Consider the following 22,777-nt stretch of genomic DNA (forward strand, 5'->3'; position numbering starts at 1 on the left):
ACGATTTCTATTTTTCTCTTTTCGTGAGATACTCGATCAGTAAACCCACACCGATTCCTATGAAAAGAGACGCAATGAAATAGAACACGGAATGTTTGAAAAGAATAAAACCAACTCCAAGCCCTATCAGGGCCGTTCCACCCGTGATACTCATCTTTTTCATTCTGCCCATCTCCTCTTTTGATCCAGTATCTTCATTGTACTCTCAAAATCCTTCAAAGTCCACTCAACGTTTGATCTTTTTTTCGCTGCTTCTTTTGCCAGCCTGTCAGCCTCATCGTTGCAAAAGTCTCCAGAGTGACTCTTCACCTTCTCAAAGACCACTTCAAGACCGCTCCTGCAAAACTGCTCGTAAAGGTACTTGTAAACACGCGTCACCGGCTCTTTTGTTCTGTACTCTTCCGTTGCCCACTTTTCAAGCCCTTCAAGATCGTGCCTGAGAATGAGTCTTTTTGCTCCTTTCTTCAAAGCACAGTCCATGGCAAAAAGTGCAGCCATGATCTCTCCGGCTATGTTCCTTGAGTCTTTGAACTCATCGATGTCCGTCCAGAAGTAGTACTCTTCCTTCTTTCCCCTGTAGCACAGAACCACTCCAGAACCACAGACCACATCATAACTCCCATCCACATAGGCGATCATCGTCTCTTCGTCAAGTTCCGGGCAGGTGCATTCATCTTTTCCCTCAAGATATGCCTTTGCATCCTCTATCTTCTCAAAACTTTTGTACTCTGCTCCCGGAAAGCCCTTTACCTGTTTTTCTGCCTCTTCCCAGGACTCATAGATTCCTGGTACCCTTCCTTTCCTCACAGCGTAGTATTTTTTTGCCAACTTCATCACCTCTCAAACCCATTTATACCATGTCCATTTAAAATCGATACAATTTGGAGAAATTAAGGTCCTGGATGTATAATAGACCCAGTCGTTGAAGGGGGGATTTTCCGTGGAAAAAAGAGTTCTGGGGAAAACAGGTGAAAAGCTCTCTGTGGTCGGATTCGGCGGAATCGTTGTGATGAACGAGTCCGTGGAATCTGCAAAAAAGATAGTTGCCAGAGCGATCGAGAGGGGCATAAACTACTTCGACGTTGCTCCTTCCTACGGAGACGCCGAGGAAAAACTTGGCTCAGCGCTGAAGCCTTACAGAGACCAGGTGTTTCTGGCCTGTAAAACGATGGAGAGAACAAAAGAAGGTGCCTGGAAAGAATTGAACGAATCTCTGAAGAGACTCCAGACGGATCACTTTGACCTTTATCAGTTCCATGCTGTGACCACGCTCGATGAGGTGGAGGCCATCTTTTCACCGAATGGAGCTATAGAGGCCTTTTTGAAGGCAAAAGAAGAAGGACTGATAAGGTACATCGGTTTTTCTGCTCACAGTGAGGAAGCTGCACTTTCGATGCTGGAAAGGTTCGATTTCGATACGGTGCTTTTTCCACTGAACTGGGCAAGCTGGCTGGGAAAAGGATTTGGCAAAAGACTTTACAGCAAAGCCCGGGAGAAAAACATGGGAATTCTGGCAATAAAGGCTCTGGCAAAAAGACGTCTGGAAGAAGGAGAAGAAAAACGCTGGGAAAAATGCTGGTATCATCCTGTGGATGATTTCGAAGAAGCATCCATGGCACTTCGCTTCACACTATCACTGCCCGTCACCGCAGCTGTGAGTCCAAGTCACCAGGAATTTCTCTGGTGGATGTGTCAAATCGTTGAAAATCAGGGAACGAAAATCAGCGAGGAAGAACTGCAGATACTGAAAGAAAAAGCGCAGGAACTGACACCCGTTTTCCCACTCGATCACTCTTGAGTCATCCAGTGTAATATCCTCACCAGTCTTCTTCTTGCTCTGCCGTCTTCTTCGCACCAGAAGGCAACGAACAGGGGCTGGACCTTGAGAGAGTGCCTACTTGCAAACTCTCTCACCACATCCGGCCCCTTTAGCCTGATCCCAAACCTCACTCCATCGTACCTTCCATAATTCCTCAGAAATCTGTCAAGGAGTTTTCTGTCGGACTCTTTCATCTCGATGTATTTCAAATTGCGCTATCTATTTCTGAGAGAGCCTCCTCATAAAGCTTTTCATGACGGTATTTCAGAAATCTTATGTAATGTTTCCAGGATGCGTCATGGCACGTTTTGAAGCAGTATGTAACAAGTGGCCGTGAGAAAAGAAATCCATGCTGAAATGGTGCTTTCAAAAGTCGATGACTTTTCAATCCTTTCCCTCCAAAACTATTATTTTTACGCTATTTTATCACACTGCTGTGTAACGTTAGGAGTGAAATTACACAAAACATGAAATCTCAATGAAAATCCTCTATCGCAGAACGCTTTGAAATGGGCTTTTCAAAACCAGGAAGATTTGAAAGGTCACAAAGGATCTGTTCTAATGAGGAAAGGGATGAAAATCATGAAAAGCTATCTTATACGCATTCGTGTTTCCTAGCCTTTTCAATGATTATCAAACGACCATGATGGATCTATCTGACACGAAGACCATTGCTGTGACATTCTTTGGTTGAGAGTCTTCCCTCTATCCTGAAAAATTGGATAAAATAATTTAGAAATGTTGAAAAGAAACAGGTGCCAAAAAACTCCTCTCCAGAACTTTTGAGATTATTTTCAAAGTTCCGTGAAAGGGTGAAGTTGGTATGAGAAAAGTCGTAGAAGTGTCCGGTGTCAGGAAATCCTTCGGAGAACTTCGAGTTCTCGATAAAGTTGATTTTTACGCAGAAGAGGGAGACTTCAAGGTAATCGTCGGCGAGAACGGTTCGGGAAAAAGCACACTGCTGAAAATCATGATAGGTCTCTTGCTTCCTGACGATGGGGAAGTGAAGGTTCTCGGCGTTGATGTGAAAAAGCACTGGAAGAAGCTATCTGCGAGAATAGGGGTAGTTCTTGCAAACGAGAGAAGTCTGTACTGGAAACTCACTGCCTGGGAAAACCTCGATATCTTTGGGGGTGTATATGGCGTACCGAAAAAGGTCAGAAGAGAACGAATGGAAGAGCTTCTCAAAAGATTCGGTCTGTTCGAATACAAAGACAAACCCGTCGAAGAGTTTTCAACGGGTATGAGGAAAAAGTTGATGATTTGTAAAGCGCTAATTCACGATCCAGAGGTACTGTTCATCGACGAGATACTCAACGGTCTGGATCCACCGTCGGTGCGTGAAATGGTCGGTTTTTTGGATGAACGGAACAGGAGGGGATTGACTATCGTAATGATAAGTCATGTACTTCACGTTCTTCCCGAGAATGCCAGCGTTGTTCTTCTTAGAAACGGTCGTGTACAGATGGAAGTGAGATACAAAGATATCCGCAGCGAAAGAAGCGAAGTATATGAGGTGTTCGAAAACCTCATCAGGGGGCGAAATATGGATGAGGAAGATACTCCATCTGGTTCTGAAGGAAATGAAGATAAGGCTTAAATACAGGTTCGTGTGGGTGAACATGGCTCTGACTCCGTTTTTCATCATAGGGCCTTATGTGTTTTCTTCCAGAATCGCTGATGTGAACTCGCTTGCAGAGAACGTGTTGATAGGAGCCCTGCTCTGGTACTGGCTGAACCAGTACTTCTTTGGGGTGGGAGACGGATTCACAGAAGAAAGAGAAGAAGGCGCCCTCATCTCCGTGGTACTTGCTCCAATCAGTCTTTTGGCTTTTTTGTTCTCAAAAGCCGTTGACACGTTTCTAATGAACCTGTACATAACATTCTTCACATTGCTTTTCTTCTACTTTTCCGGTATAAATCTTGAGATCCATCTTTACTTTCTTCTTTTGCTGGCGGTGAGCGGTGTTTACATAACATTCTTTTCGATATTTTTCGCAGCGTTGTCGTTGTGGAAGAAGAGAATCAGAAGCATAAATTCCACTGCCCAATTCTTTTTTGGCGTCCTCTCAGGGATGGTCAATCCTGTTGAGAATTTCCCTTCTTACGTTCGACTCATCTCGTACATGATACCGCTCACCTACCTCATCTCCATAGGAAGAAGCATAATAAAAAACGGAAACATGAGTGGCTTTGTTCCCCAACTCCTGATACTGACAGGTTTGAGTTTTGCCTATCTGATCCTCGGAGTATGGTTGCTTAAAAAGGCAGAAAACGAGATTCGAAAAAAAGGAGAATGGGAATCATGGTGAGAAGTCTGTATCTTGCAAAAGCCAGTTTCCTGAGTGCGAAAAGATACAGAATAGACTGGTATGGAGCTTTCCTCACACCCCTTCTGACGATAATGCCCGTTGTCCTGCTCTATTACTTTGGCACAGAATCAGGCCTTGTACGGTTTTTCTACGGTGCGACGAACACGAAGAACATCATCGGATACCTCCTGCTAGGGGCAGCTTACTGGAACTACGTTGAGGTACTCTGGGGATCTGTCTTTGCTTTGAGGTACTACATGAGAATAGGACAGCTGGAAGAACTGTTCATCATGCCCGTGAGTTCCATAGGGTACATCCTCTCGTGGTCGGTTTTTGGTCTTGTGAAAGTTACCGTGGAGTCTGTTCCGATAATCGTCCTGGCAGTGCTGCTGAATCTGATGACCTTCAACCTGGTTGAGTTTGCCCTTGCAGCGGGTGTTGTTATTCTTTCCATAATCGCTTCTTTCGGTCTTGTCTTTCTGTTTTTTGGCATCACGTTGAGATTCAAAGAAGGGGACGAACTGGTGAGTTTGCTTGGTAATGCCGCTCCTCTGATTGGTGGTATGTTTTTTCCTGTGAATGTTCTTCCAAAAGTGCTGGAATATCTTGCATATGCTTTTCCATTTACGTGGGGGTTGGACCTCACACGCTATTTTCTCATGAAAACAAACACATTGCTTGACTTGAAAAAAGAATTCATCATCTTGATTGTTTTATCTTTACTGTACTTAGCTTTTGGCACCATTTCTTTTAAGGTACTTCAAACCAAAGGAAGGAAAAATGGGTTGCAGGGTTTTTGATGATTCTTTCACGTCCCATTGCTATATTGTTCAACAGTGGATAAGTAGCAATCACCGTGGGAATTTATCAAATGAAAATAGGTCTCGTGCAAGCGGGTGGTTTGGTGGCAGTGTTGGTGGTCGCAATCTTTCTGGAAAAGAGTGCCAGAGGCTGCTACTTTGCAAAAATTTCTGCATTATCAGAATCCGCTGATATTGATTGAAGCGGGGGAATTAGATGGAAGCCGCCGTGGTTGTGGCTTATTCTTATTTTGTCTTGAAGTTGGAGTTTGCCATTTCGAATCCCGTGATGTTTGCCTGTTCGTTTCTGATACTGGTCCTTTCCTTCATTTCCACCTCTTTCGTTTTTGCAACGCTTTTGACACTCTCAAAGAACGCCTTTTCATGGATGTCAACGATCCAGTATCCGGTGTATTTCATCTCGGGAATGCTCTTTCCGATAGACATTCTTCCAAAATGGATTCGAGTGATTTCCAGTTTCCTTCCCATAAGCTGGTCAGTTACGCTGATGAGAGATTCCTTTGAAGTTGGCAGTGCTGGAAAGGATTTGATTTTCAACGCACTTTTACTCACGCTTTTTTACTTTCTTTTAGGACATGTTCTTTTCAAAAAGATAGAAAGAAAAAGCAGAGCGGAAGGGGAGCTGGTTTGAGAAGTGAGGCTGCTCAGACATTTTTGGATTTCGTACAAAGGGGTTTCCCTGTGGCTGAACTGGAAAGCCTATGCCGCTGAAAAGATCATCAATCCGATTTTTCGGCTGCTCTTTTACTCAACACTTCTTGCATATGGATATAAAACGCTGCACGATGCGAGAGCTTTCATAATAGCAAATATCATGGCTCTGTCTTCAATAAGCGTTTTTAAAGGGCTCGGCATAATATTTTTCTCCGAGCGAGATCAGGGATCGTTGATTTTCTTCGTTGTTTCGCCTTCATCGAAATTCAAAGTAATGCTAAAAAAGATGCCTTTTCACATAATCGATGCACTGACCACGGTGATTCTGGGACTGGCTGTTTCATTTTGCTTTTTAAAACTCGATCCCTCCATTACTGCGAGCCTTTTTGCCCATATGACGATAGGTGTACTGGCTCTGAGCAGTTTCGGAATGACGGTGGCAGCTCTTGGACTGCTGATGAGAGATATCAACATGCTCCTTGGTGTTGCAGAGATGATGGTTTTCATCTTAAGCGTGCAAGTTTTCCTGTAGAAAGACTGCCCGTGTTTTTCAGATGGCTTTCACAGCTTTTGCCGCTTTCGCGTTCGGTCGAAAGCATAATATACACTCTGCAAGGATTTAAAATGAAGGCCTGGATTTCAAGTGCCTGGGAAGCATCAGTAGGTCTTGCATACCTCGTTTTGGCCTATTTCACACTGCGGTTGATTGAATTTGCAGCAAGAAAGTACGGAAACATCGATATGTATTAGCGAACATTGGTGATGGGAAGGCCTTTCTGAAAAATCTTCCAGAACACCAGGGAGGGAAAGTCATGAATCTCAGGAGTATCCAGAAAATTCTTCGCTTTTACTCTCTGATTCGAAAGCGTTTTCTGGTGCTCATAGTTATAGGTGGCTTTCTTGCAACGTCTTCGGTCGTGTTCGATTTCTTCATCCCTCTTCTTGTGAGAGATGTCATCGATGGGCTGGCCGGACTGGAACTGAGGTTAAACACGATCTACCTTCTTGGATTTCTCTATGCACTGTCTTTCGTTCTTACGTACGCTGGAGACCAGATCTACCTGAAAGCAAAGTACAGAGCCGTAGCAGATCTGTCCAGTCGCATTTTCAGCCAGTCGTTTTTCTTTCCCTGGCAAAAGCTAAAACAACAGGGCTCTGCCTACTATGCCACTCTGATAAACCATCAACTCAACGACGCATTTTTCCTGCTGGATTACGGATTTTTTCAGAACGTTCTGGTGATAATACGTAGTGTATTCATACTGGCAACCGTCTTCGTATGGAACAAAGCCTTTTTTGGCCTGTTTGTGGCAAACGCTGTGATAGTCGGTATTTATCTGAACATCATCGGCAGAGTAACCGAACGGCCGTACGCACAGATGTATGAAATTCTACGTCGTGTAACAGGTTTCATCACCGAGACGTTTGAAAACATCCACGAAGTACTTGCCGGAGAAGCTCAAAAGAAACGTCAGAAAGAGTGCGAGACGATGTATCAGCAGGTGGCAGACACCGTTTTGAAGGCAGAACTTCCCCGCTCAAGATTCGACAAACTGATGGTGAACCTGCCGGAGTATTTCACACGGCTCTTCATTCTCACCTACGGAGCATACCTTGTGATAGACGGAAAGATGACCGTGGGAACGATATGGGCACTGTGGACATACTTTTCTTTTGTGACGGCACCTCTGTACATGTTCAGAGAACTGGCACGTGTCATAACACGAGTGTCGGCGAACCTCGATGCTGTACTTGACTACTTCGATGAGGTAAAACGTGCTGAAGAGACCTTCAAAAAACGTGAAATAAAACCCGTTCCCGGAAGTCCTGTTTATGAACTGATAGACGTTACTTTTGGCTTCGAGCCAGGAAAACCCATTTTAAAGCAGGTCAGTTTCACGATTCAACCCCGTGAAATTGCTGCCATAGTGGGACTTTCCGGAGAAGGAAAGTCCACTCTGCTGAACATACTGCTTGGCCTGGAACAGAACTACGAAGGTGTGGTGAAACTCTTTGGAAACGATCTGAAGCAGGTAATGCCCTCGGCTGTTTTCGAACATGTTGCTTTTTATTCTCAGAACGTCGGTATATTCAACGACACTCTGGAAAACAACATAGTTCTTGGAAGAGAGTACGATGAGAAAAAACTCGAAAGAATCATAAAAGAACTTGGAATAGAACATCTGAGAGGAAGAAAACTTGGAGAAGGAGGAAGTTTCGTCTCAGGAGGAGAAAAACAGAGGATACAACTTGCCAGACTCTTCTATGCAGACAAACCAGTTGTTGTTCTGGATGAACCTCTCACAAACCTGGACACGATAACAGAAAAATTCTTACTGGAGAAATTGATTGAATTTTTGAAAGAAAAAACAGCCATCATGATATCGCACAAACCGAATATCATAAGGGTTGCGAGTAAGATAATCTTCCTTGAAAACGGAAAAGTTTCGTCTGTCGGAGGGTTCGAAGAGTTGATGCAAAACAACACAACGTTCAGAAGGATAATAGAAACGTACGTGAATGAATCGAAAAGGATCGCTGATAAAGATGTCTGAAATCAATCTACAACAACCTTCCAATCCAGGGGGGATGGGGGTTGTTCAATGCTGATTCCATGGTACGCAACTACATCTTGTGAACCGGTACGGTTATGAAGTGTTTTCCTCTATAGGAGAGACGTACGTGACTCCCTCGTTGTCTGACAACCTCATATTCTAGATCTTCTAACTTATCAAACGATCCGCAGATACATCCCTCGGTAGTTTCATACCGCAATCGTCACATCCTTCACAAAGCGAGCATGTACGTACTTAGGAGCACCCTCATCGAAATGGCATTTGACCGCATCTTTTATCATCTCAAGGAGCTCTTCCCAGGTATCTCCCTGCGTGAATATCGAATACCTCTCAGTTTTTTCGATGTATCCTCCGTCCTCCGATTCCACGGCGATGAAGACTATCTCCTTTTGCGTCTCCATCTTCCCAATCTCCCTGAGGAGATCACAGATTCTCAAGTACTTTCTTGAATTCCTCCACTGATATACCCGCTTCACGGATGATTTTTCTTATAAGTGATTTGGGCAAGGCTCTTGCATGAAATGGGATGGTCGTATATCTGCCATTGCTGTGCCTGTAGAACACATGACTTCCTTTTTGGCGAACACGTTGAAATCCAAGTTTCAGTAAAACCTTTTCCATAGTTTTTGGATCAACTATTGGAAGATAACTCAAGTTTCCACCTCTATCATCTCAAGAGCCACGAATTCCTGGTGATTTATTTCATCTCCTGCTTCCTCCAATACGAGTTCAAGCACCTCTTTTAAATTCCTTCTCACTTCTTCTAAGGAACTACCTACAGTATGCACACCCGGAACGTCCGGAACCATTCCAACATATTGCTTTGTTTCAGGATCGTATTCAATGATAGCTGTGAAAATTTTGCGCACGTTTTTCACCCCTCATTTTTCCATCATGACAAATGATATGGCAATTTCGATTAAATTATAGCAGGAGAAAGAGATTCTAAGGCTGGAACTCCGGGTTCAATTCAGGACCATATGCTTCAAGACTCTTTCCAGTCTTCTTCTTGCTCTGCCGTCCTCTTCGCACCAGAAAGCAACAAACAGAGGTTGAACCTTGAGAGAGTACTTTTTTGCAAATTCTCTCACTACTTCTGGACCTTTTAACCTGATGCCAAACCTCACACCATCGTACCTTCCGTAGTTCCTCAGAAATCTATCAAGGAGCTTTCTGTCTGACTCTTTCATCTCGATGTATCTCAGAACAAATCTTTCCAGTCTCTTTCTTTTCATCCTTGCAAGGGCTCTCTTCACTGCTTCTTTTCTTCCTTCAACGAAAGGATGAGCCTTCACCATTGAAACAACAAATTCCATGGTCCGGTGATCTTTTGCCATGAAGTCAGCGAACGATTCAATATCTTCAAGGAGTGTGTATGCCTTTTTGAGTCTTTCTTTCCTTGAAAGGAATTTCCTATCAATAAGAGCCGTGTAGGTGGAAAGGAAAAGGATTTGTCTTTCCTCCAATCTTTTTGTTTTTATCTCTCTCAATGCAGCCGAGAAATTCTCTTCTATCCTCAGTTTTACCCATTCACTTAATAAGGGAGGAGGAAAAGACAAAATGTTGGATTTTTCAAGAGCCTTTGCTATTTTTCTTAACGTTTCTCCCCTGATCTTTTGTGTTTTTCCGTTTAATATGTCGCTCAGTCTGTTTCTTGCAACTCCTGTTATTTCTGAGAGGTGTTTGATGGATGTGGTGTTTCTTCTCAGAAATCTCTGGAGAGATTTTGTGTTCCTATAGAGAGAATTGTTCAATCTCAAAAACAGTCTCTGGTCTTTTTTCAAGAGATCACTTGCGCTGTCTTTTAATCCTTCAGAAGCGATTTCAATCAGTCTGGCAGTTTCAACGATTGCGGGATCAGAAGTTGTCCTTTGAACCTCAAACAATGTGTCCAGCGCATAGAAACGCGGAGCATCAAAAAAGTATCCATTCCAGTAGAGTGCCTCTTCTGCCATATCTTTGGCTTTTTCTGGATCTTTCTCCTTTGTATACCATGCCATATCGTTAAGACAGGCAATTATTCCAGAAGGATGAGGAATTTCTTGCAGTATTTTCAATGCTTTTTCATAGGACTCTATTGCTTCTTTGACGTTTCCTGTTCTTGCCATATATCTTGCTTTTCCTATCAGTATAAAAGCATAAGAGGATTTCTCCAGATGATGAGCCTCTGGCTTTATTCTCCCTAAACATTCAAAAGCGTTGTGTAGATACATGGAGCAATAGTTCAGAAGGTTTCCAATAAATATGCTCCTGAGATTCGGTGAAACGTTTCTCATTCTACCGCGTAAATGAGAGTAAAGTTTTATTCCTTCCTCGTGTTTTCCCATATAACCGAGCACGGTGAGTTTTTCTGAAAGAAGAAAGTAGCGAAAGGCGATCGAGTTGCAAACCTTTATTGCGTTATCTATCTCTGAAAGAGCTTCCTCGTAAAGCTTTTCATGACGGTATTTCAGAAATCTTATGTAATGTTTCCAGGCTGAATCATGGCATGTTTTGAAGCAGTACATAACAAGTGGTCGTGAGAAGAGAAATCCATGCTGAAATGGTGCTTTCAAAAGTTGATGACTTTTCAATCCTTTCCCTCCAAAACTATTATTTTTACGCTATTTTATCACACTGCTGTGTAACGTTAGGAGTGAAATTACACAAAATATGAAATCTCAATAAAAATCCTCTATCGTAGAATGCCTTAAAAATGGCTTTTCAGAACCGGAAAAGTTTGAAAGATCACAAAAGATCTGTCTTAATAAGGAAGGGGGGTGAAAATCGTGAGAAGGATCATTCTCACAATAGTTATTCTGCTTTCTCTCTTATACACGCTTGTGTTTCCCAGTCCTTCTGATGATTATCAAACGACAGTGAGGAAAAAAACTGTTGTTCACACCTTCCTGATAGAGAAGTTGCATTCGGAAGATTTAACTGTTGGAAATTAGGGTTTCTTTTGTTTATTAAGTAATTCTGAATCCGAACACCGGTGTTCGGAAACCACATACGAAAGGAGGGGATGCTATGCAGAAGATGCCAAAACCAGTTGTTCCTAATGATTATTTGAACCCAGGAAAAGGATGTGGAGGAGCTGGTCTCGTCTGTGGTTGGTGTGGTTAAGGAAAAATAGCAGCCGCTTTTTTCCCTTTCCCCTGGCGAAAGGCCAGGGGAAGGGGTTCATCAAGAGGCTCTATTTCATTTTACCAAGGAGGTTTTAAGAGATGATAACCATTAATCTACCCAAGGTCTTTTTCTCATTGATCGAAGCTCCTCGCAATAATAGGTATCTTCTAGACAAGGTTAATTTTGATTTCTACAAATTAGATGATAGTATACAAATAACAAGAAAGGCTTCTTCTTACCTAGTTCGCACTAAAGCCAAAAATGTCATAGAAGAGCTCGAAAAGTTAAAGAAAAATACTTTAATTTCTCTGAAAAGAAAGTTGGTTAAAGATAATGATATTTTGCGTTTAGCGCTAAATGTATCTCAGGTTTGTAGATTAAAATGCAGATACTGTTATGCTAACGCTGGAACATATGGTAATCCTGGCTTTATGAAGAGAAATGTATTAGTACGGACCCTTGATTTCTTTCTTTCGAATTATAATGTGCACAATATACATATTTTTGGTGGAGAACCTCTCCTAAATATTGAAATGATAGAAGAAATGTTCAGAATATTGACATCAAAGTATGCTAAAAAATTCAATAATCTGCGAATAACCGTAGCTACAAGTTTATTTGTTTCAGAGGAAACTATCAATCGCTTTATTAAAATTTACGAGTCCTATAAGGATAAATTCCAAATCTATATGGTTGTTAGTCTAGATGGGCCGAAAGAAATACAAGATAATACAAGACCTAGTCTTGATAGCAAGTCTAGCAGTTTTGATCGGATAAAGAATAACATAAATTTGCTTAAACAGAAAGGTTTTTCTATATCATTTGAAGTTACCTACACCAAGTTACACAAGCAACTCGGTTGGAATATTTTGAAAATATACAAATATTTCTATACCGAATTCAATGCTGCAAATGTGATTATCTCTCCGGTGTACGACTGGAATGGTTCTTTAGACAAAAATTTACGAATCGATATTTCCATTGCTCAAGAATATTATGAAATAATAGCTTCTCTGTTAGAAAAAAGTCGCAGAGGAGATTTAAATGACTTTGATCGTGCCCTGCTGTGTAAATTACTGATGAATTATCTCAACCCTAGTGACTCTTCTGGCAAGATAATTGTTAGTACATTTTGCCCTGCTGGGTCGAATTCATTTATTGTAGATATTTTTGGAAACATATACCCATGCCAGCTGGTTGTAGGAAATTTAAAATACAGAATATCGAATGTTGTAAAAGATAATGAAGAAAAAATACTAAAGAATTTGAAAGACTGGAGGTATAAAGCTTTGAGATTATTTACCAAAGCTAGATACAGCAAGTGCAAGGATTGCTATTTCTTGTTTTACTGCAGTAGATGCATTTTTAAGCGTGATTACCAAAAAGATATGTTCAAAGCATGTGATGTTGAAAAGAAAATAATAGAAACAATTTTGGAATTTGATCCATGGACATTATTACCTTTAATGGATAATTTTAACGGAGGATGAAAACTATGAACCTCTTCTTATTTACAGGTCATCTCAGAGACGATATCAGAAAATTCGAGAGGAAGTACAAAAAACACTATCCGATTTTCTTCTTACTGGAAGGCCTGTTTTTGACCACCAACGTTCTTACTCCACTTCTCATCAAAAAGACCATCGACAGTGCGTTTTACAGAGGTGATGTGGGAGAAATCGCTCTGTTCTCAGTACTATACTTCATCGTTCTTGTGGCCCAGTCTTTCATCATGTACAAACTCAACTACTCAGCTGCGAAGTACTTGCTGAACGCATCCCGGGCTAGGGAATCGAAGAGCGCATACGCAAAAATCCTGGCGCTTCCACTGACTTACGCGAACTCACAGAACACCGGTGATTATCTTTCGGTTTTCATGAGGGATGTTCCGAAGGTAGCTTCGGGAGTTTACCTTGGAAGGTTGCAGTTTTTCTTCAACCTGGGATTTTTCCTTGCTGTTCTTTTCCTTTTGTTCATTCTGAGTGTAAAACTCACTCTTGTGGTCCTGGTGAGCATCGTTCTGTTTTTTGTGTCAACCTCGATTCTGAGGAAGATGGTCATCAGGGCTTCTCAGAGAGATCAGGAATCCTACCAGAGGTTTTTGAAAAGATCCAGGGAAGTGGTGGAAGGAATTCCTGTTCTCAAACAGTTTTCTGGATCTTCGTTTCTCAAAAACTTCCTCGATTCAAGTGCCGGAGAATGGAGCAGGGCGAGTATCGCTCACAGTACGGCAAATGAACTGTCGAACAGAAACATCGACATTAACAGATGGATCGGGAGTACCATCGTTCTTGCCTTCGGTATTTATCTTCTCTGGAAGGGTGAGATAAGTGTCGGAACACTTCTGGCCTTCGAATCTTACATGAACTGGATGTACGACATCGTCAGAATGGCGCTCACAGGCCTGACAATGTTCTTTTCGACGCTTCCAAACTGGGAAAACTTTGCGAGAATATTTTCCATGCCCTTTGAAAGAGCAAGCGGTATAAATCTTGAAAAGTTCGAAAAACTGCAATTGAGGAATGTGTATTTTAAATACGACGGAACTCCTGTTCTCACTGGTTTGAATTTCGAGATAAACTCCGGGGATAAGATCGCAATTGTGGCAAGATCTGGGGCAGGAAAGAGCACGCTCGTTTCTCTTTTCAACAGGCTACTGTCTCCCACAGAGGGTGAAATTCTCATAAACGGTGTTCCCATCGAACAGTACTCTCTTCAATCACTCAGAAGAAACATCGTTCTTGTTCGCTCGAACGATATACTCTTTGATACAACAATCAGAAACAACATCACCCTTTTTGAAGACTTTCCAGAAGATGAAATCGAAAATGTTCTCAAAATGTGTGAGTGTGACTTTGTTGAGAAACTGGAAAGCGGAATAGACACGATCGTAGGAGAGAGGGGAACAAAACTCTCAGATGGTCAAAGGCAGAGAATAGTCCTCGCGAGAGCTTTGATAAGAAAACCACAGGTTCTCATCCTAGACGAGGCCACCTCTGGTGTTGATGGCAAGACGGAGGAGAGGATTTTCGAGAAAATCTTGAGGGAAATAGAAACTGTGATTATCATCTCACACAGGCTTTCCACTGTGAGAAAGGCCAAAAAGATATACGTCATGGAGAACGGACGGATTCTGGACTCTGGTTCTCACGAGGAGCTGATCGTCAGGTGTGAAAAATACACAGAGATTCTAAAGGAGCAGTTTGTAGAATGAATTGGGAGGAAAAGTGGGCATGAAAACTGGAAAGTTTCGGCTCTTGAGGAAGAATCACATAGCACTTGCCGTTTTGACAACTGCGAGCTTAGTTGCCTCGGGTTTTTTCTATTCCAGAAGGGTCACTTTGCTTCAAAGTGCCGTTGACAGAGCGATTCACAGCAAAGAACTTTCATCTTTCCTTGGAGACATTCTGTTGTTTCTTGTGTTCCTCTTGTTAACCATTATTTTCGATTTCCTGGCCAGTTTCATGTCCGCTGTCAACAACGTCGGTATGTTCAAAAATTTGGTCAGAAGTCAGATAAGACTGATGCTCGACGCTGATATGCTTGAACTGAAAAAGCAAAACACAGGAGAGATAATAACCCGCATGTTCGATGATGGGTGGTATATAATCAGTCTGTACTCCTCTACAATTCCAGACCTTGTGGCAACATCGTTCAAAGTAGGACTGCTCGTTTTCGTGTTCTACCAGCTCAGTCCCAGGATTCTTCTCATTGCCCTGCTTCTGTCTCCTCTCTACAGTTTTCCACTATCGAGTCCCAGACGGAGAATAATGGAACATCAGGAAAAAGAACGCTCGAGTTTTGAGAAATGTGTCAAGTTTATAAACGAGACGTTGAGTGGGGCGGCGGTTATCAAGGCATTCGAATCGAAGAGATTTTTCTACAAAGAATTCGGAAAATTAACTAACCTGTGGTTGAACACGTCGAATACGCTCTTCAATGTGGTGGCGAAAACGGAGAGTCTCTATCCGTTTTTAAACGGATTGCTCCCGATACTCGTTGTTGCTCTATCGTCTTTTCTCATCGCGAAAAAGGAAATAACAATCGGAAGTGCGATATCGTTTTTCTACTTCATCAGCGGTTTTTATTCATCAATAAGCAACGTTTACAGTTCTGTTCTAGACATTATGAGATCAAGGACGTATAAAGAACGAATTTCAGAGGTTATGGAACTCAGCGCTGAGAAAGGTGGTGGAAAAGAGCTCGGAGACTTCAAACAGATGAGTTTGCAAAATGTTTCCTTTGGATATCCAGATGGCGGGGAGATACTCACTGATTTAAACATAAAGATAGACGCAGGCGACAGGGTGGCCATAGTGGCGAGTTCTGGGGAGGGAAAGAGCACACTTGTGTCACTCTTCAACCGCTTTCTCACACCCACAAAAGGTCAGATCCTCATCAACGACATCCCTATCGAGCAGTATTCACTTTCTTCACTCAGAAAGAAAATCATCCTTGTTCGATCGAACGACATCTTGTTCGATACTACCATCAAAAACAACATCACGCTTTTTGAGGACTTCCCGGAGGATGAGCTGGAACGTATTCTCAGGATGTGTGAGTGCGATTTCGTCGAGAAACTGGAAAACGGGATACACACCGTTGTTGGTGAAAGAGGAACAAAACTCTCGGACGGTCAAAGGCAGAGGATCGTCCTTGCAAGGGCTTTGATCAGGAAACCACAGGTTCTCATCCTGGACGAAGCCACCTCTGGTGTGGACAGCGAGACAGAGGAGAAAATCTTTGAAAAAATTCTGAAGGAAATCAACACCGTGATCATAATCTCCCATAGGCTTTCCACAATAAGAAAAGCAAAGAAGATCATCGTACTGAATAATGGAAGAGTGGAAGCCGAAGGAACACACGAAGAACTCATGGAAAAATCTCCCCTTTACAGGGAGATTGTAAGGAGTCAATTGGAGGTATAAGAACAGTAGAAATGTTTGTGTGGGGAAAGTACTGATATAGATTTTCGAGTATTTTCTTGAATTCTTCCACTGATATACCCGCTTCACGGATGATTTTTCTTATTAAGTGACTTGGGCAAGTCTCTTGCATGAAATGGGATGGTCGTATACTTTCCATTGCTGTGCCTGTAGAACACATGACTTCCTTTTTGGCGAACACGTTGAAATCCAAGTTTCAGTAAAACCTTCTCCATAGTTTTTGGATCAACTATTGGAAGACGACTCAAGTTTCCACCTCTATCATCTCAAGAGCCACGAATTCCTGGTGATTTATTTCATCTCCTGCTTCCTCCAATACGAGCTCAAGCACCTCTTTTAAATTCCTTCTCACTTCTTCTAAGGAACTACCTACAGTATGCACACCTGGAACATCTGGAACCATTCCAACATATTGCTTTGTTTCAGGATCGTATTCAATGATAGCTGTGAAAATTTTACGCATGTTTTTCACCTCTCATTTTTCCACCATGACAAATAATATGGCAATTTCGATTAAATTATACAGGACCATATGCCTCAAGATTCTTTCCAGTCTCCTTCTCACTCTTCCATCCTCTTCACACCAGAAGGCAGCAAACAGGGGCTGAACCTTGAGAGAGTACTTCCTCGCAAACCCTCTCACCGCTTCTGGACCTTTCAATCTGATCCCAAACCTCACTCCATCGTACCTTCCGTAGTTCCTCAGAAATCTGTCAAGAAGCTTTCTGTCAGATTCTTTCATCTCGATGTATTTCAAAGTGAATCTTTCCAGTCTCTTTCTTTTCATCTTTCCAAGGGCCTTCTTCACCGCTTCTTTTCTTCCTTCAATGAAAGGATGAGCCTTCACCATTGAAACAACAAATTCCATGGTCCGGTGATCTTTTGCCATGAAGTCAGCGAACAACTCAATATCTTCAAGGAGTGTGTATACCTTTTTGAGTCTTTCTTTCCTTGAAAGGAATTTTCTATCAAGAAGAGCCATGTAAGAGGTAAGAAAAAGGATTTGTCTCTGATGAAAGGGAAACTCTTTAAGCTTTTCTGGCGATTCCTTGAATTTTAGCTCAATCTCCATTTTTATCCACTCGTTCCAGACAGGAAAAGGTGCCCCTGTATCAACACCAGATGTCAACAGTTTTCTTATCGTATCTGCACGAATCATTTTTGTTTTCCCTTTCAATATATCTGAGATACCTTTGGAGCTGAGAGTTTTTCCTTTCCAAGCGACCTTTTCAACATATCTTCTCAACTGACTTGTGTTCGGATAAGTTGATCTTGTGTAGTCCAACACAAATTTCTTCGCTTTTTTGAGTAGAGACAGATAATCTTCTGGTACGGGAAGCGAAACGATGATATGTGCAGTGCTGTGGATAGACGGTGAATCCATGTCTTTTTCCACAACAAACAGAGTATCCAGGGCTCCAAAGAGATTTCCTGGTTCCTCTCTGTAGTATCCTAGCCAGAAAACGGCTCCTTTAGAAAGATCGTAGGCGAGTTTTGGGTGTTTTTCCTTAATGTCCCATGCCAGATCGTTCAAAGAGGAAACCATACAGGTTGGATGGGGAATTTCTCTGGACAGTTTGTAAGCCTGTATGTAATCGTGTACCGCCTCAGAGAGTCTTCCAGAATCTGCTTCCCTTCTTGCCAGGGAAAGATATAAAAAGGAAAGTGTGGATTTTCTGTAATCGTTTTTCCACACCCTCACCTTCCGTAGTGGCTTTATTCCGCTTGCTTCAAAGTTTATTAAAGTAACGATCACAGTATCTCTTATTGATTTTGACATCTTGGGAAGGTTTCTTTTCAGGTACCTGTACAGATTCATATCTACTTTGCCTGTATATTTTAAAAATGCCAGTTTGTTCGCCAAAAGAAAATATTTCGCTGCTTCGGATTTGCAGCTTTTCAAAATTTTATCTGTTTTCTGAATCGCTTCTTTGAAGTTTCCTTTCCAAGCGAGTTTCAGTATACAGAGAACCTCTCTGCACTCTTTTGGAAGGTTTTCTTCGAGTAGCATGTAATTCACTGCTGGAAGAGAAAAAGCACCGTACTTGAATGTCTCTTTCAGGCCTTCTATACTTTTCATCTTTACTCCCTCTGTTATAGTTATACCTCAAAAAACCAAATTGTTTCAAAGCCCATGAAATCTGGTGCTGAAAATGTGCTTTTAAAGAGGATTTTGGAACAGCCAAAACTTGAAAACCATATAAGGTTTGATAAAGTGATGACAGGTGATCAGAATGCGAAGGGTTTTGATGATAATCTTTTTGATACTCGTTCTCCTGTCTACAATCATTTTCGCTGACAAAGTGAAGACAGATAACGAAACGCATTCCTGGAAAAGTGAGATTACGGAACAGGTTCAGGTTGCACCCAAAAGTGCAGCTACTTGTGAGGTTACTTTCAAAGGTTCAACTGCTGGAAATCAGAGTTTTTAACCCTTGTTCTGCTGTACGTAAAAAATCATTTTTATTTAAGTTCACAGAAATTTTGCGATCTAAAAAACAGCCCTGTAAGTTCTTTTCAAATCATTGAAGAATTTTCTTTAAAACTTGAAAACCATATAGGGTGTTTTAGCATCTGTGCGGGGGGTGAGAAATATTGGCACCGTGCAGATGTGGGAAAGTTCCTGAGTTGTTGAGGAGGATTTTGATTCTGATGGCAAGACAGACGCAGGGAACGAAATGCAAACTTTTTGAGAGAGTGTATATAATATCTTTTAATATACTTTTTAGGAGAAGCGAAAAAGACCGATGGCTCAAGTGAGAGGTAAAGGATGAAAATTTGTACAAAGGGCAAGAAATGGTTCATTTTGGGGGATGAAACATGAGAACTTCTCTTCTTTATAAGATCAAGGAAGAAGAAAGAATACTTCCTTCCAAAAATTTAAAAGGCAATGAAATCATCTTCATTCTGGCTTTTCCTGACATATACAAGTACGGTTTGCCGAATCTAGGAATCCAGACCCTGTATAAAGAGCTGTATCTTAGAGATGATGTTGCTGTTGATAGGTATTACACAGACGAAGATCAGCCTTTCTCTTTCGAATACGGTTTCAAACTAAAAGATAGTGATTTCATAGGTATTAGTTTTCAATACGAAGGAATCGTGTTAAATGCTTTCAAAATATTGAAAGCAGGTTCTATACCATTGATCAATCTTCTCAGAGAAGAGAACGATCCCATTATAATAGGTGGAGGACCTGTAGCTAATTATAATCCACTGCCGTTATCTCTAGTTTGTGATGTCATAGTCTTAGGAGAGGCAGAAGAGGCTATTCATAAAATCATAGATTCATACAAAGTTTATCGAAATGTAAAAAGAAAGCGTATGAAATTCCTGCAGGCTGTCTCTCAAATAGAAGGGATTTACGTGCCTTGTATTCACGGTTTTTTCCAAACGGGTATGGTGAAACAAACCAGTCCTGTTGATATAAACGAACATCCAGCACATAGTATATTCGTTACTAAAAATACCGTTTATGAGGAAAGAGTTTTTTCTATAGAAGTGAGACGAGGATGTACCCAAAGATGCAGATTTTGTTATATGGGGCATAGGTTAAAACCACCTAGAACTTTAAGATGGGAAACATTCAAGAAAATAGTTGATCTAGCAATTGATCAGTGCAATGTGGAAATAATTAAACTCTTCTATGAAGGACTAGAAACTAGGATTGTAGAGCATTATCTTGAATACATCATTAAAAAAGGAGGGAGAGTGAGGATCGGTTCTCAGAGATTAGAAAAATTGTCGAAGCGGATAATAGAGATTGCTGCAATTTCCGGCCAAAGAAAGATAACTGTAGCACCAGAAACGAGCGGAAGATTACGCAAAGTAATAGGTAAACACGAAATAAAGGATGAGGAAATATTGGAAGTGGTTAGGATCTCTTCCCTCTATGGCATACCAGATTTCGGTCTTTACTTTATCTTAGCCATACCTGGCGAGACATTTGAGGATTTAGATAAGATAGCAGATCTTATAATGAAGGTTCGGCATCAAATGAACAAACTAAAGAATACTGATGGGCGCTTGGAAATAGGTATAAATCCTTTATATCCTAAACCTTTCACTCCTTTCCAGTATGTGAAACTTCCGTCGCTTAAGAATATTGAGGACAGATTTCTTTACATTGTAGAGAAAGTTAAAAAAGAAGGATTTCCTGTGGTTATATCAAATGATGTTGTTGACGAAAAAGTGGAAAAAAGACAAAAAGATGAAAATGAAAATGAGTCGCTTGTAAAATTTGAAACAACGGTGTTTCATCCAATTTCTTTACTCCAACCAATGATTTCAAGGGGAGGATTAGAAATAGCTTTCTTGCTACACTATTTGCATAGCAAACGCTTCAATACTGTCAGTGATCTTGAGAATCTCCTGAATGAGTTTGGTATAAATGCAGCTTGGTACTTTGAGGAATATATTGATAAATACTGTCCTTGGAAGATCCAGAAAACTTTAATATCAGAAGATTATCTATTAAAAGAATATTTTAAGGCTTTGAACTTTATATCAACAGATGAGGAATGTAAGTTAAATTGTTCTCAATGCTTTAATCGATGTATTGATATATCGACGACCAACTATCAGGGGGGAATGTCGAATGCTTGAGATTGTGGCCTTCAGAGGGGATGAATATGGTCTTTCAGCCAGGATACTGGCTGATTTTCTCGATGAATTCAGAATCCATGAAATGTCCCCCGATAACTTCAACGGGAAAGAAGAGATAGAAAATGACTTCATAATCGTGTGCAATCCAAAACTGCTGACGGAAAATTTCCTGAGGCAGGCGTATGAATACTCCAGAGACAGGGGCATTTACTTTGGAGTCATATCTGCCCTCTCCATCGATCTGCTGAGAGAAAAACTCGCAAATTACCAGGAACAGATCTCACTTGATCCCCAGCAGTATCTTATAATCTTGAGGAAGGAAAACAAAAGTATAAAACACAGACTCAACGCGGAAGTTTTCACGCGGTACGAAAGCACGGTGGACAACTTCGACAGAGTGAAGCACAAAAAGCTCTGTTTGAGCATGGTGATAGATGGAAACAGAAGGCATCTGCATCTGAGTGACGGAAAGATCTGCGGAATCAACAGAGACATCCCTCTGGAAGAGATTTACAGATACTTCCCGGACTGTCAGAACTGCGAATATGAGAGGGTTTATGCTCAGGATGTTCAGGCTGAGTGTATCTTCATGGACTCGTGCTCAAGCACTCTCATTTCCACCTCAGAGAAGGGAGAGTACATAAACGTTGGAATGAACTTTTTGAAGAACGCAAAGGTCCTCATCAGCTCTTACAGGCCAAAACAAGGCTATAACAGTGAGGCTCTTCTTTTCCATCATCTCATCTCTCACGGATTCGAGGCAGGAGAAGTGCTCTACATTCTGAACACGAACTCCTACAACCACTGCTCGGACTACCTTCCGTACATACTCTACGGCTTTCCAAACGCAAAGGTGACCATTCCAGAAAAACTGGAAGTGGACAGGCTGAGAATGGGGAAAAGCGAGATCGTTTTAGAAATCGACAGAATTGCTGGGATGAGGCTTTTAGAGATTCATGCAGGAGAGGATATTCTCAATGAAGTATTGAAAAGGCAGTTCTATGTGTTTTCCAGCGACGAGATAAGGAAGGACGTGTTCTACTCGGTGATACCCTATCCGCTCAAAAACAGTATCAAACTCTTTTTGTATTCATGGGAAGAAGTGAATGGGCCGTTGAGAATTGTTTTCGGAGTGGGGAAAAGGCTAAGAGAAGATGTGTATTCAAAAAGATATTTCAACATGAGAAAACTGGAACTTCTGGGATTCAGGCACAAGAAGATTCAGAATCAGGTTCACGATTACTTCTCGAAGATAAACGAGCAAACGGAGGTTCTGGACGAAGCAAACAGAAACCTGAAAAACTTCGATTTGCACAGATTGAGTAAGAATCTGTCAGCAGTGGAGGAGAGAATCTACAACCTTCTGGCCGATCATCTTCTTTCACAGAATCCGAAGTTTTTCATAGAGGTGTACGGCGAAAACATGACGGTCAGATGTGCAGAAGAAGACCTTCACAAAACCATCAGGTGTCCGTACTGTGGTAATTACCTGTCAATAAAAGAGAGCGAAAACACTCTCGTACCCATGAAAAGATACTCTGGATTTTGCAGCAACTGTCACAACGTTTTCGACACCGAGAGCGTTCATCCCCCGAAGTATCCTGAGATAGTCCTTGTTCACGAGCAACCCGACAGAAAGATCTTCTACGTGAAAGTCTGGAATGAAAATGCCCACACCACGAACAACCTGGTGTGTTTCAACCTGTGGTGTGAGAACAGAAGTGAAATGGAAAACATTTATTTGAGCAGAGATTTTCAGGTCTTCACGCTTGAGCCTGGTGGGGAGGAAAAGTTCGAAGTCGAGGTGGCCCTGAAAAGGACAGATCAGAGAATCAACAAGACCTACTGTCTCTACGTATACTGGTTTGAAGACTTCAATCTCAGTGTCAGCACCTACACCTTCAGACTGAAGAACGTGTAGAGGAGGTGAAAGGAG

Annotated in this window: 25 protein-coding genes; 14 read left to right on the plus strand and 11 right to left on the minus strand. The window is 41.6% G+C overall.

Annotated features, from left to right (window positions below):
* Positions 1 to 7: 7 nt before the first annotated feature.
* Together AS158_RS00985 and AS158_RS00990 are read right to left on the minus strand one after the other, a co-directional pair.
* Positions 8 to 163 (minus strand): hypothetical protein, encoded by a 156-nt coding sequence (locus tag AS158_RS00985; RefSeq protein ID WP_008195324.1) that lies wholly within the window; start codon positions 161 to 163, stop codon positions 8 to 10.
* Positions 160 to 828, minus strand: a complete 669-nt coding sequence (locus AS158_RS00990; RefSeq protein WP_038053131.1) for a viroplasmin family protein — start codon at positions 826 to 828, stop codon at positions 160 to 162. The genes AS158_RS00985 and AS158_RS00990 overlap by 4 nt, the downstream gene beginning before the upstream one ends.
* Positions 829 to 940: 112 nt before the next feature.
* Here AS158_RS00990 and AS158_RS00995 point away from each other — a divergent pair, with 112 nt between their 5' ends.
* On the plus strand, positions 941 to 1,798 hold the full coding sequence (locus AS158_RS00995) for an aldo/keto reductase (RefSeq protein ID WP_008195317.1): 858 nt from the start codon (positions 941 to 943) through the stop codon (positions 1,796 to 1,798).
* Here AS158_RS00995 and AS158_RS01000 read toward each other — a convergent pair.
* Positions 1,789 to 2,028, minus strand: coding sequence for a hypothetical protein (locus tag AS158_RS01000; protein ID WP_038051040.1), 240 nt, complete (start codon positions 2,026 to 2,028; stop codon positions 1,789 to 1,791). The two genes, AS158_RS00995 and AS158_RS01000, sit on opposite strands and share 10 nt — an antisense overlap.
* 614 nt (positions 2,029 to 2,642) lie before the next feature.
* Between AS158_RS01000 and AS158_RS01005 the strand changes: the two genes are divergently transcribed.
* From AS158_RS01005 to AS158_RS01030, 6 genes are all read left to right on the plus strand, one after another.
* Complete coding sequence (locus AS158_RS01005; protein WP_008195315.1) at positions 2,643 to 3,419, plus strand: ABC transporter ATP-binding protein; 777 nt, start codon at positions 2,643 to 2,645, stop codon at positions 3,417 to 3,419.
* Positions 3,370 to 4,131, plus strand: a complete 762-nt coding sequence (locus AS158_RS01010; RefSeq protein ID WP_008195309.1) for an ABC transporter permease — start codon at positions 3,370 to 3,372, stop codon at positions 4,129 to 4,131. Before AS158_RS01005 ends, AS158_RS01010 begins: the two co-directional genes overlap by 50 nt.
* Positions 4,125 to 4,931 (plus strand): ABC transporter permease, encoded by an 807-nt coding sequence (locus AS158_RS01015; protein ID WP_004079915.1) that lies wholly within the window; start codon positions 4,125 to 4,127, stop codon positions 4,929 to 4,931. The genes AS158_RS01010 and AS158_RS01015 overlap by 7 nt, the downstream gene beginning before the upstream one ends.
* 217 nt (positions 4,932 to 5,148) lie before the next feature.
* Positions 5,149 to 5,583, plus strand: a complete 435-nt coding sequence (locus AS158_RS01020; RefSeq protein ID WP_004079914.1) for an ABC transporter permease — start codon at positions 5,149 to 5,151, stop codon at positions 5,581 to 5,583.
* 3 nt (positions 5,584 to 5,586) lie between these two features.
* On the plus strand, positions 5,587 to 6,138 hold the full coding sequence (locus tag AS158_RS01025; protein ID WP_231556574.1) for a heme exporter protein CcmB: 552 nt from the start codon (positions 5,587 to 5,589) through the stop codon (positions 6,136 to 6,138).
* Positions 6,139 to 6,418: 280 nt separating this feature from the next.
* Complete coding sequence (locus AS158_RS01030; RefSeq protein ID WP_004079909.1) at positions 6,419 to 8,161, plus strand: ABC transporter ATP-binding protein; 1,743 nt, start codon at positions 6,419 to 6,421, stop codon at positions 8,159 to 8,161.
* A gap of 70 nt (positions 8,162 to 8,231) precedes the next feature.
* Here the strand turns inward: AS158_RS01030 and AS158_RS09360 are convergent, their stop codons facing one another.
* The 5 genes from AS158_RS09360 to AS158_RS01055 form a co-directional block, all read right to left on the minus strand.
* Positions 8,232 to 8,381: a type II toxin-antitoxin system HicA family toxin gene (locus tag AS158_RS09360; protein ID WP_081434644.1), complete on the minus strand. Its 150-nt coding sequence runs from the start codon at positions 8,379 to 8,381 to the stop codon at positions 8,232 to 8,234.
* Complete coding sequence (locus AS158_RS01040; protein WP_004079908.1) at positions 8,371 to 8,583, minus strand: hypothetical protein; 213 nt, start codon at positions 8,581 to 8,583, stop codon at positions 8,371 to 8,373. Before AS158_RS01040 ends, AS158_RS09360 begins: the two co-directional genes overlap by 11 nt.
* 22 nt (positions 8,584 to 8,605) lie before the next feature.
* On the minus strand, positions 8,606 to 8,836 hold the full coding sequence (locus AS158_RS01045; RefSeq protein WP_008195297.1) for a type II toxin-antitoxin system HicA family toxin: 231 nt from the start codon (positions 8,834 to 8,836) through the stop codon (positions 8,606 to 8,608).
* Complete coding sequence (locus AS158_RS01050) at positions 8,833 to 9,051, minus strand: type II toxin-antitoxin system HicB family antitoxin (RefSeq protein ID WP_004083352.1); 219 nt, start codon at positions 9,049 to 9,051, stop codon at positions 8,833 to 8,835. Before AS158_RS01050 ends, AS158_RS01045 begins: the two co-directional genes overlap by 4 nt.
* Before the next feature lie 96 nt (positions 9,052 to 9,147).
* Positions 9,148 to 10,755, minus strand: a complete 1,608-nt coding sequence (locus AS158_RS01055) for a helix-turn-helix domain-containing protein (RefSeq protein ID WP_165304363.1) — start codon at positions 10,753 to 10,755, stop codon at positions 9,148 to 9,150.
* Positions 10,756 to 10,950: 195 nt separating this feature from the next.
* Between AS158_RS01055 and AS158_RS01060 the strand changes: the two genes are divergently transcribed.
* The 5 genes from AS158_RS01060 (at position 10,951) to AS158_RS01080 (ending at position 16,218) form a co-directional block, all read left to right on the plus strand.
* Positions 10,951 to 11,115 (plus strand): hypothetical protein, encoded by a 165-nt coding sequence (locus AS158_RS01060; RefSeq protein ID WP_004083364.1) that lies wholly within the window; start codon positions 10,951 to 10,953, stop codon positions 11,113 to 11,115.
* A gap of 76 nt (positions 11,116 to 11,191) precedes the next feature.
* Positions 11,192 to 11,287 (plus strand): Cys-rich RiPP peptide, encoded by a 96-nt coding sequence (locus AS158_RS01065; protein WP_010865309.1) that lies wholly within the window; start codon positions 11,192 to 11,194, stop codon positions 11,285 to 11,287.
* A gap of 101 nt (positions 11,288 to 11,388) precedes the next feature.
* Positions 11,389 to 12,780, plus strand: coding sequence for a radical SAM protein (locus AS158_RS01070; protein WP_004083362.1), 1,392 nt, complete (start codon positions 11,389 to 11,391; stop codon positions 12,778 to 12,780).
* A gap of 5 nt (positions 12,781 to 12,785) precedes the next feature.
* The gene (locus tag AS158_RS01075; RefSeq protein ID WP_011943915.1) at positions 12,786 to 14,504 is read left to right on the plus strand and encodes an ABC transporter ATP-binding protein; all 1,719 of its coding nucleotides are present in this window, start codon (positions 12,786 to 12,788) and stop codon (positions 14,502 to 14,504) included.
* A 19-nt stretch (positions 14,505 to 14,523) separates the two neighbouring features.
* Positions 14,524 to 16,218 carry an ABC transporter ATP-binding protein gene (locus AS158_RS01080; protein ID WP_004083354.1) on the plus strand — a complete coding sequence of 565 codons (1,695 nt, stop codon included), beginning with the start codon at positions 14,524 to 14,526 and terminating at the stop codon, positions 16,216 to 16,218.
* An 83-nt stretch (positions 16,219 to 16,301) separates the two neighbouring features.
* On the opposite strand, the gene AS158_RS01085 is transcribed toward AS158_RS01080, so the two are convergent.
* Genes AS158_RS01085 through AS158_RS01095 form a run of 3 tightly spaced genes read right to left on the minus strand, consistent with a single transcriptional unit; the run spans position 16,302 to position 18,316 of the window.
* Positions 16,302 to 16,451 (minus strand): type II toxin-antitoxin system HicA family toxin, encoded by a 150-nt coding sequence (locus AS158_RS01085; RefSeq protein ID WP_227738448.1) that lies wholly within the window; start codon positions 16,449 to 16,451, stop codon positions 16,302 to 16,304.
* Between the two features lie 29 nt (positions 16,452 to 16,480).
* On the minus strand, positions 16,481 to 16,699 hold the full coding sequence (locus tag AS158_RS01090; RefSeq protein WP_004083352.1) for a type II toxin-antitoxin system HicB family antitoxin: 219 nt from the start codon (positions 16,697 to 16,699) through the stop codon (positions 16,481 to 16,483).
* A 12-nt stretch (positions 16,700 to 16,711) separates the two neighbouring features.
* Positions 16,712 to 18,316 (minus strand): hypothetical protein, encoded by a 1,605-nt coding sequence (locus AS158_RS01095; RefSeq protein WP_165304364.1) that lies wholly within the window; start codon positions 18,314 to 18,316, stop codon positions 16,712 to 16,714.
* Between the two features lie 740 nt (positions 18,317 to 19,056).
* Here AS158_RS01095 and AS158_RS01105 point away from each other — a divergent pair.
* Both AS158_RS01105 and AS158_RS01110 read left to right on the plus strand, forming a co-directional pair.
* Positions 19,057 to 20,841, plus strand: a complete 1,785-nt coding sequence (locus tag AS158_RS01105; RefSeq protein WP_004081533.1) for a radical SAM protein — start codon at positions 19,057 to 19,059, stop codon at positions 20,839 to 20,841.
* Positions 20,834 to 22,762 carry a hypothetical protein gene (locus AS158_RS01110; RefSeq protein ID WP_004081534.1) on the plus strand — a complete coding sequence of 643 codons (1,929 nt, stop codon included), beginning with the start codon at positions 20,834 to 20,836 and terminating at the stop codon, positions 22,760 to 22,762. The genes AS158_RS01105 and AS158_RS01110 overlap by 8 nt, the downstream gene beginning before the upstream one ends.
* Positions 22,763 to 22,777 lie beyond the last annotated feature (15 nt).

The sequence above is a fragment of the Thermotoga sp. 38H-to genome (assembly GCF_011057665.1).
In the GTDB taxonomy this organism is placed as follows: domain Bacteria; phylum Thermotogota; class Thermotogae; order Thermotogales; family Thermotogaceae; genus Thermotoga.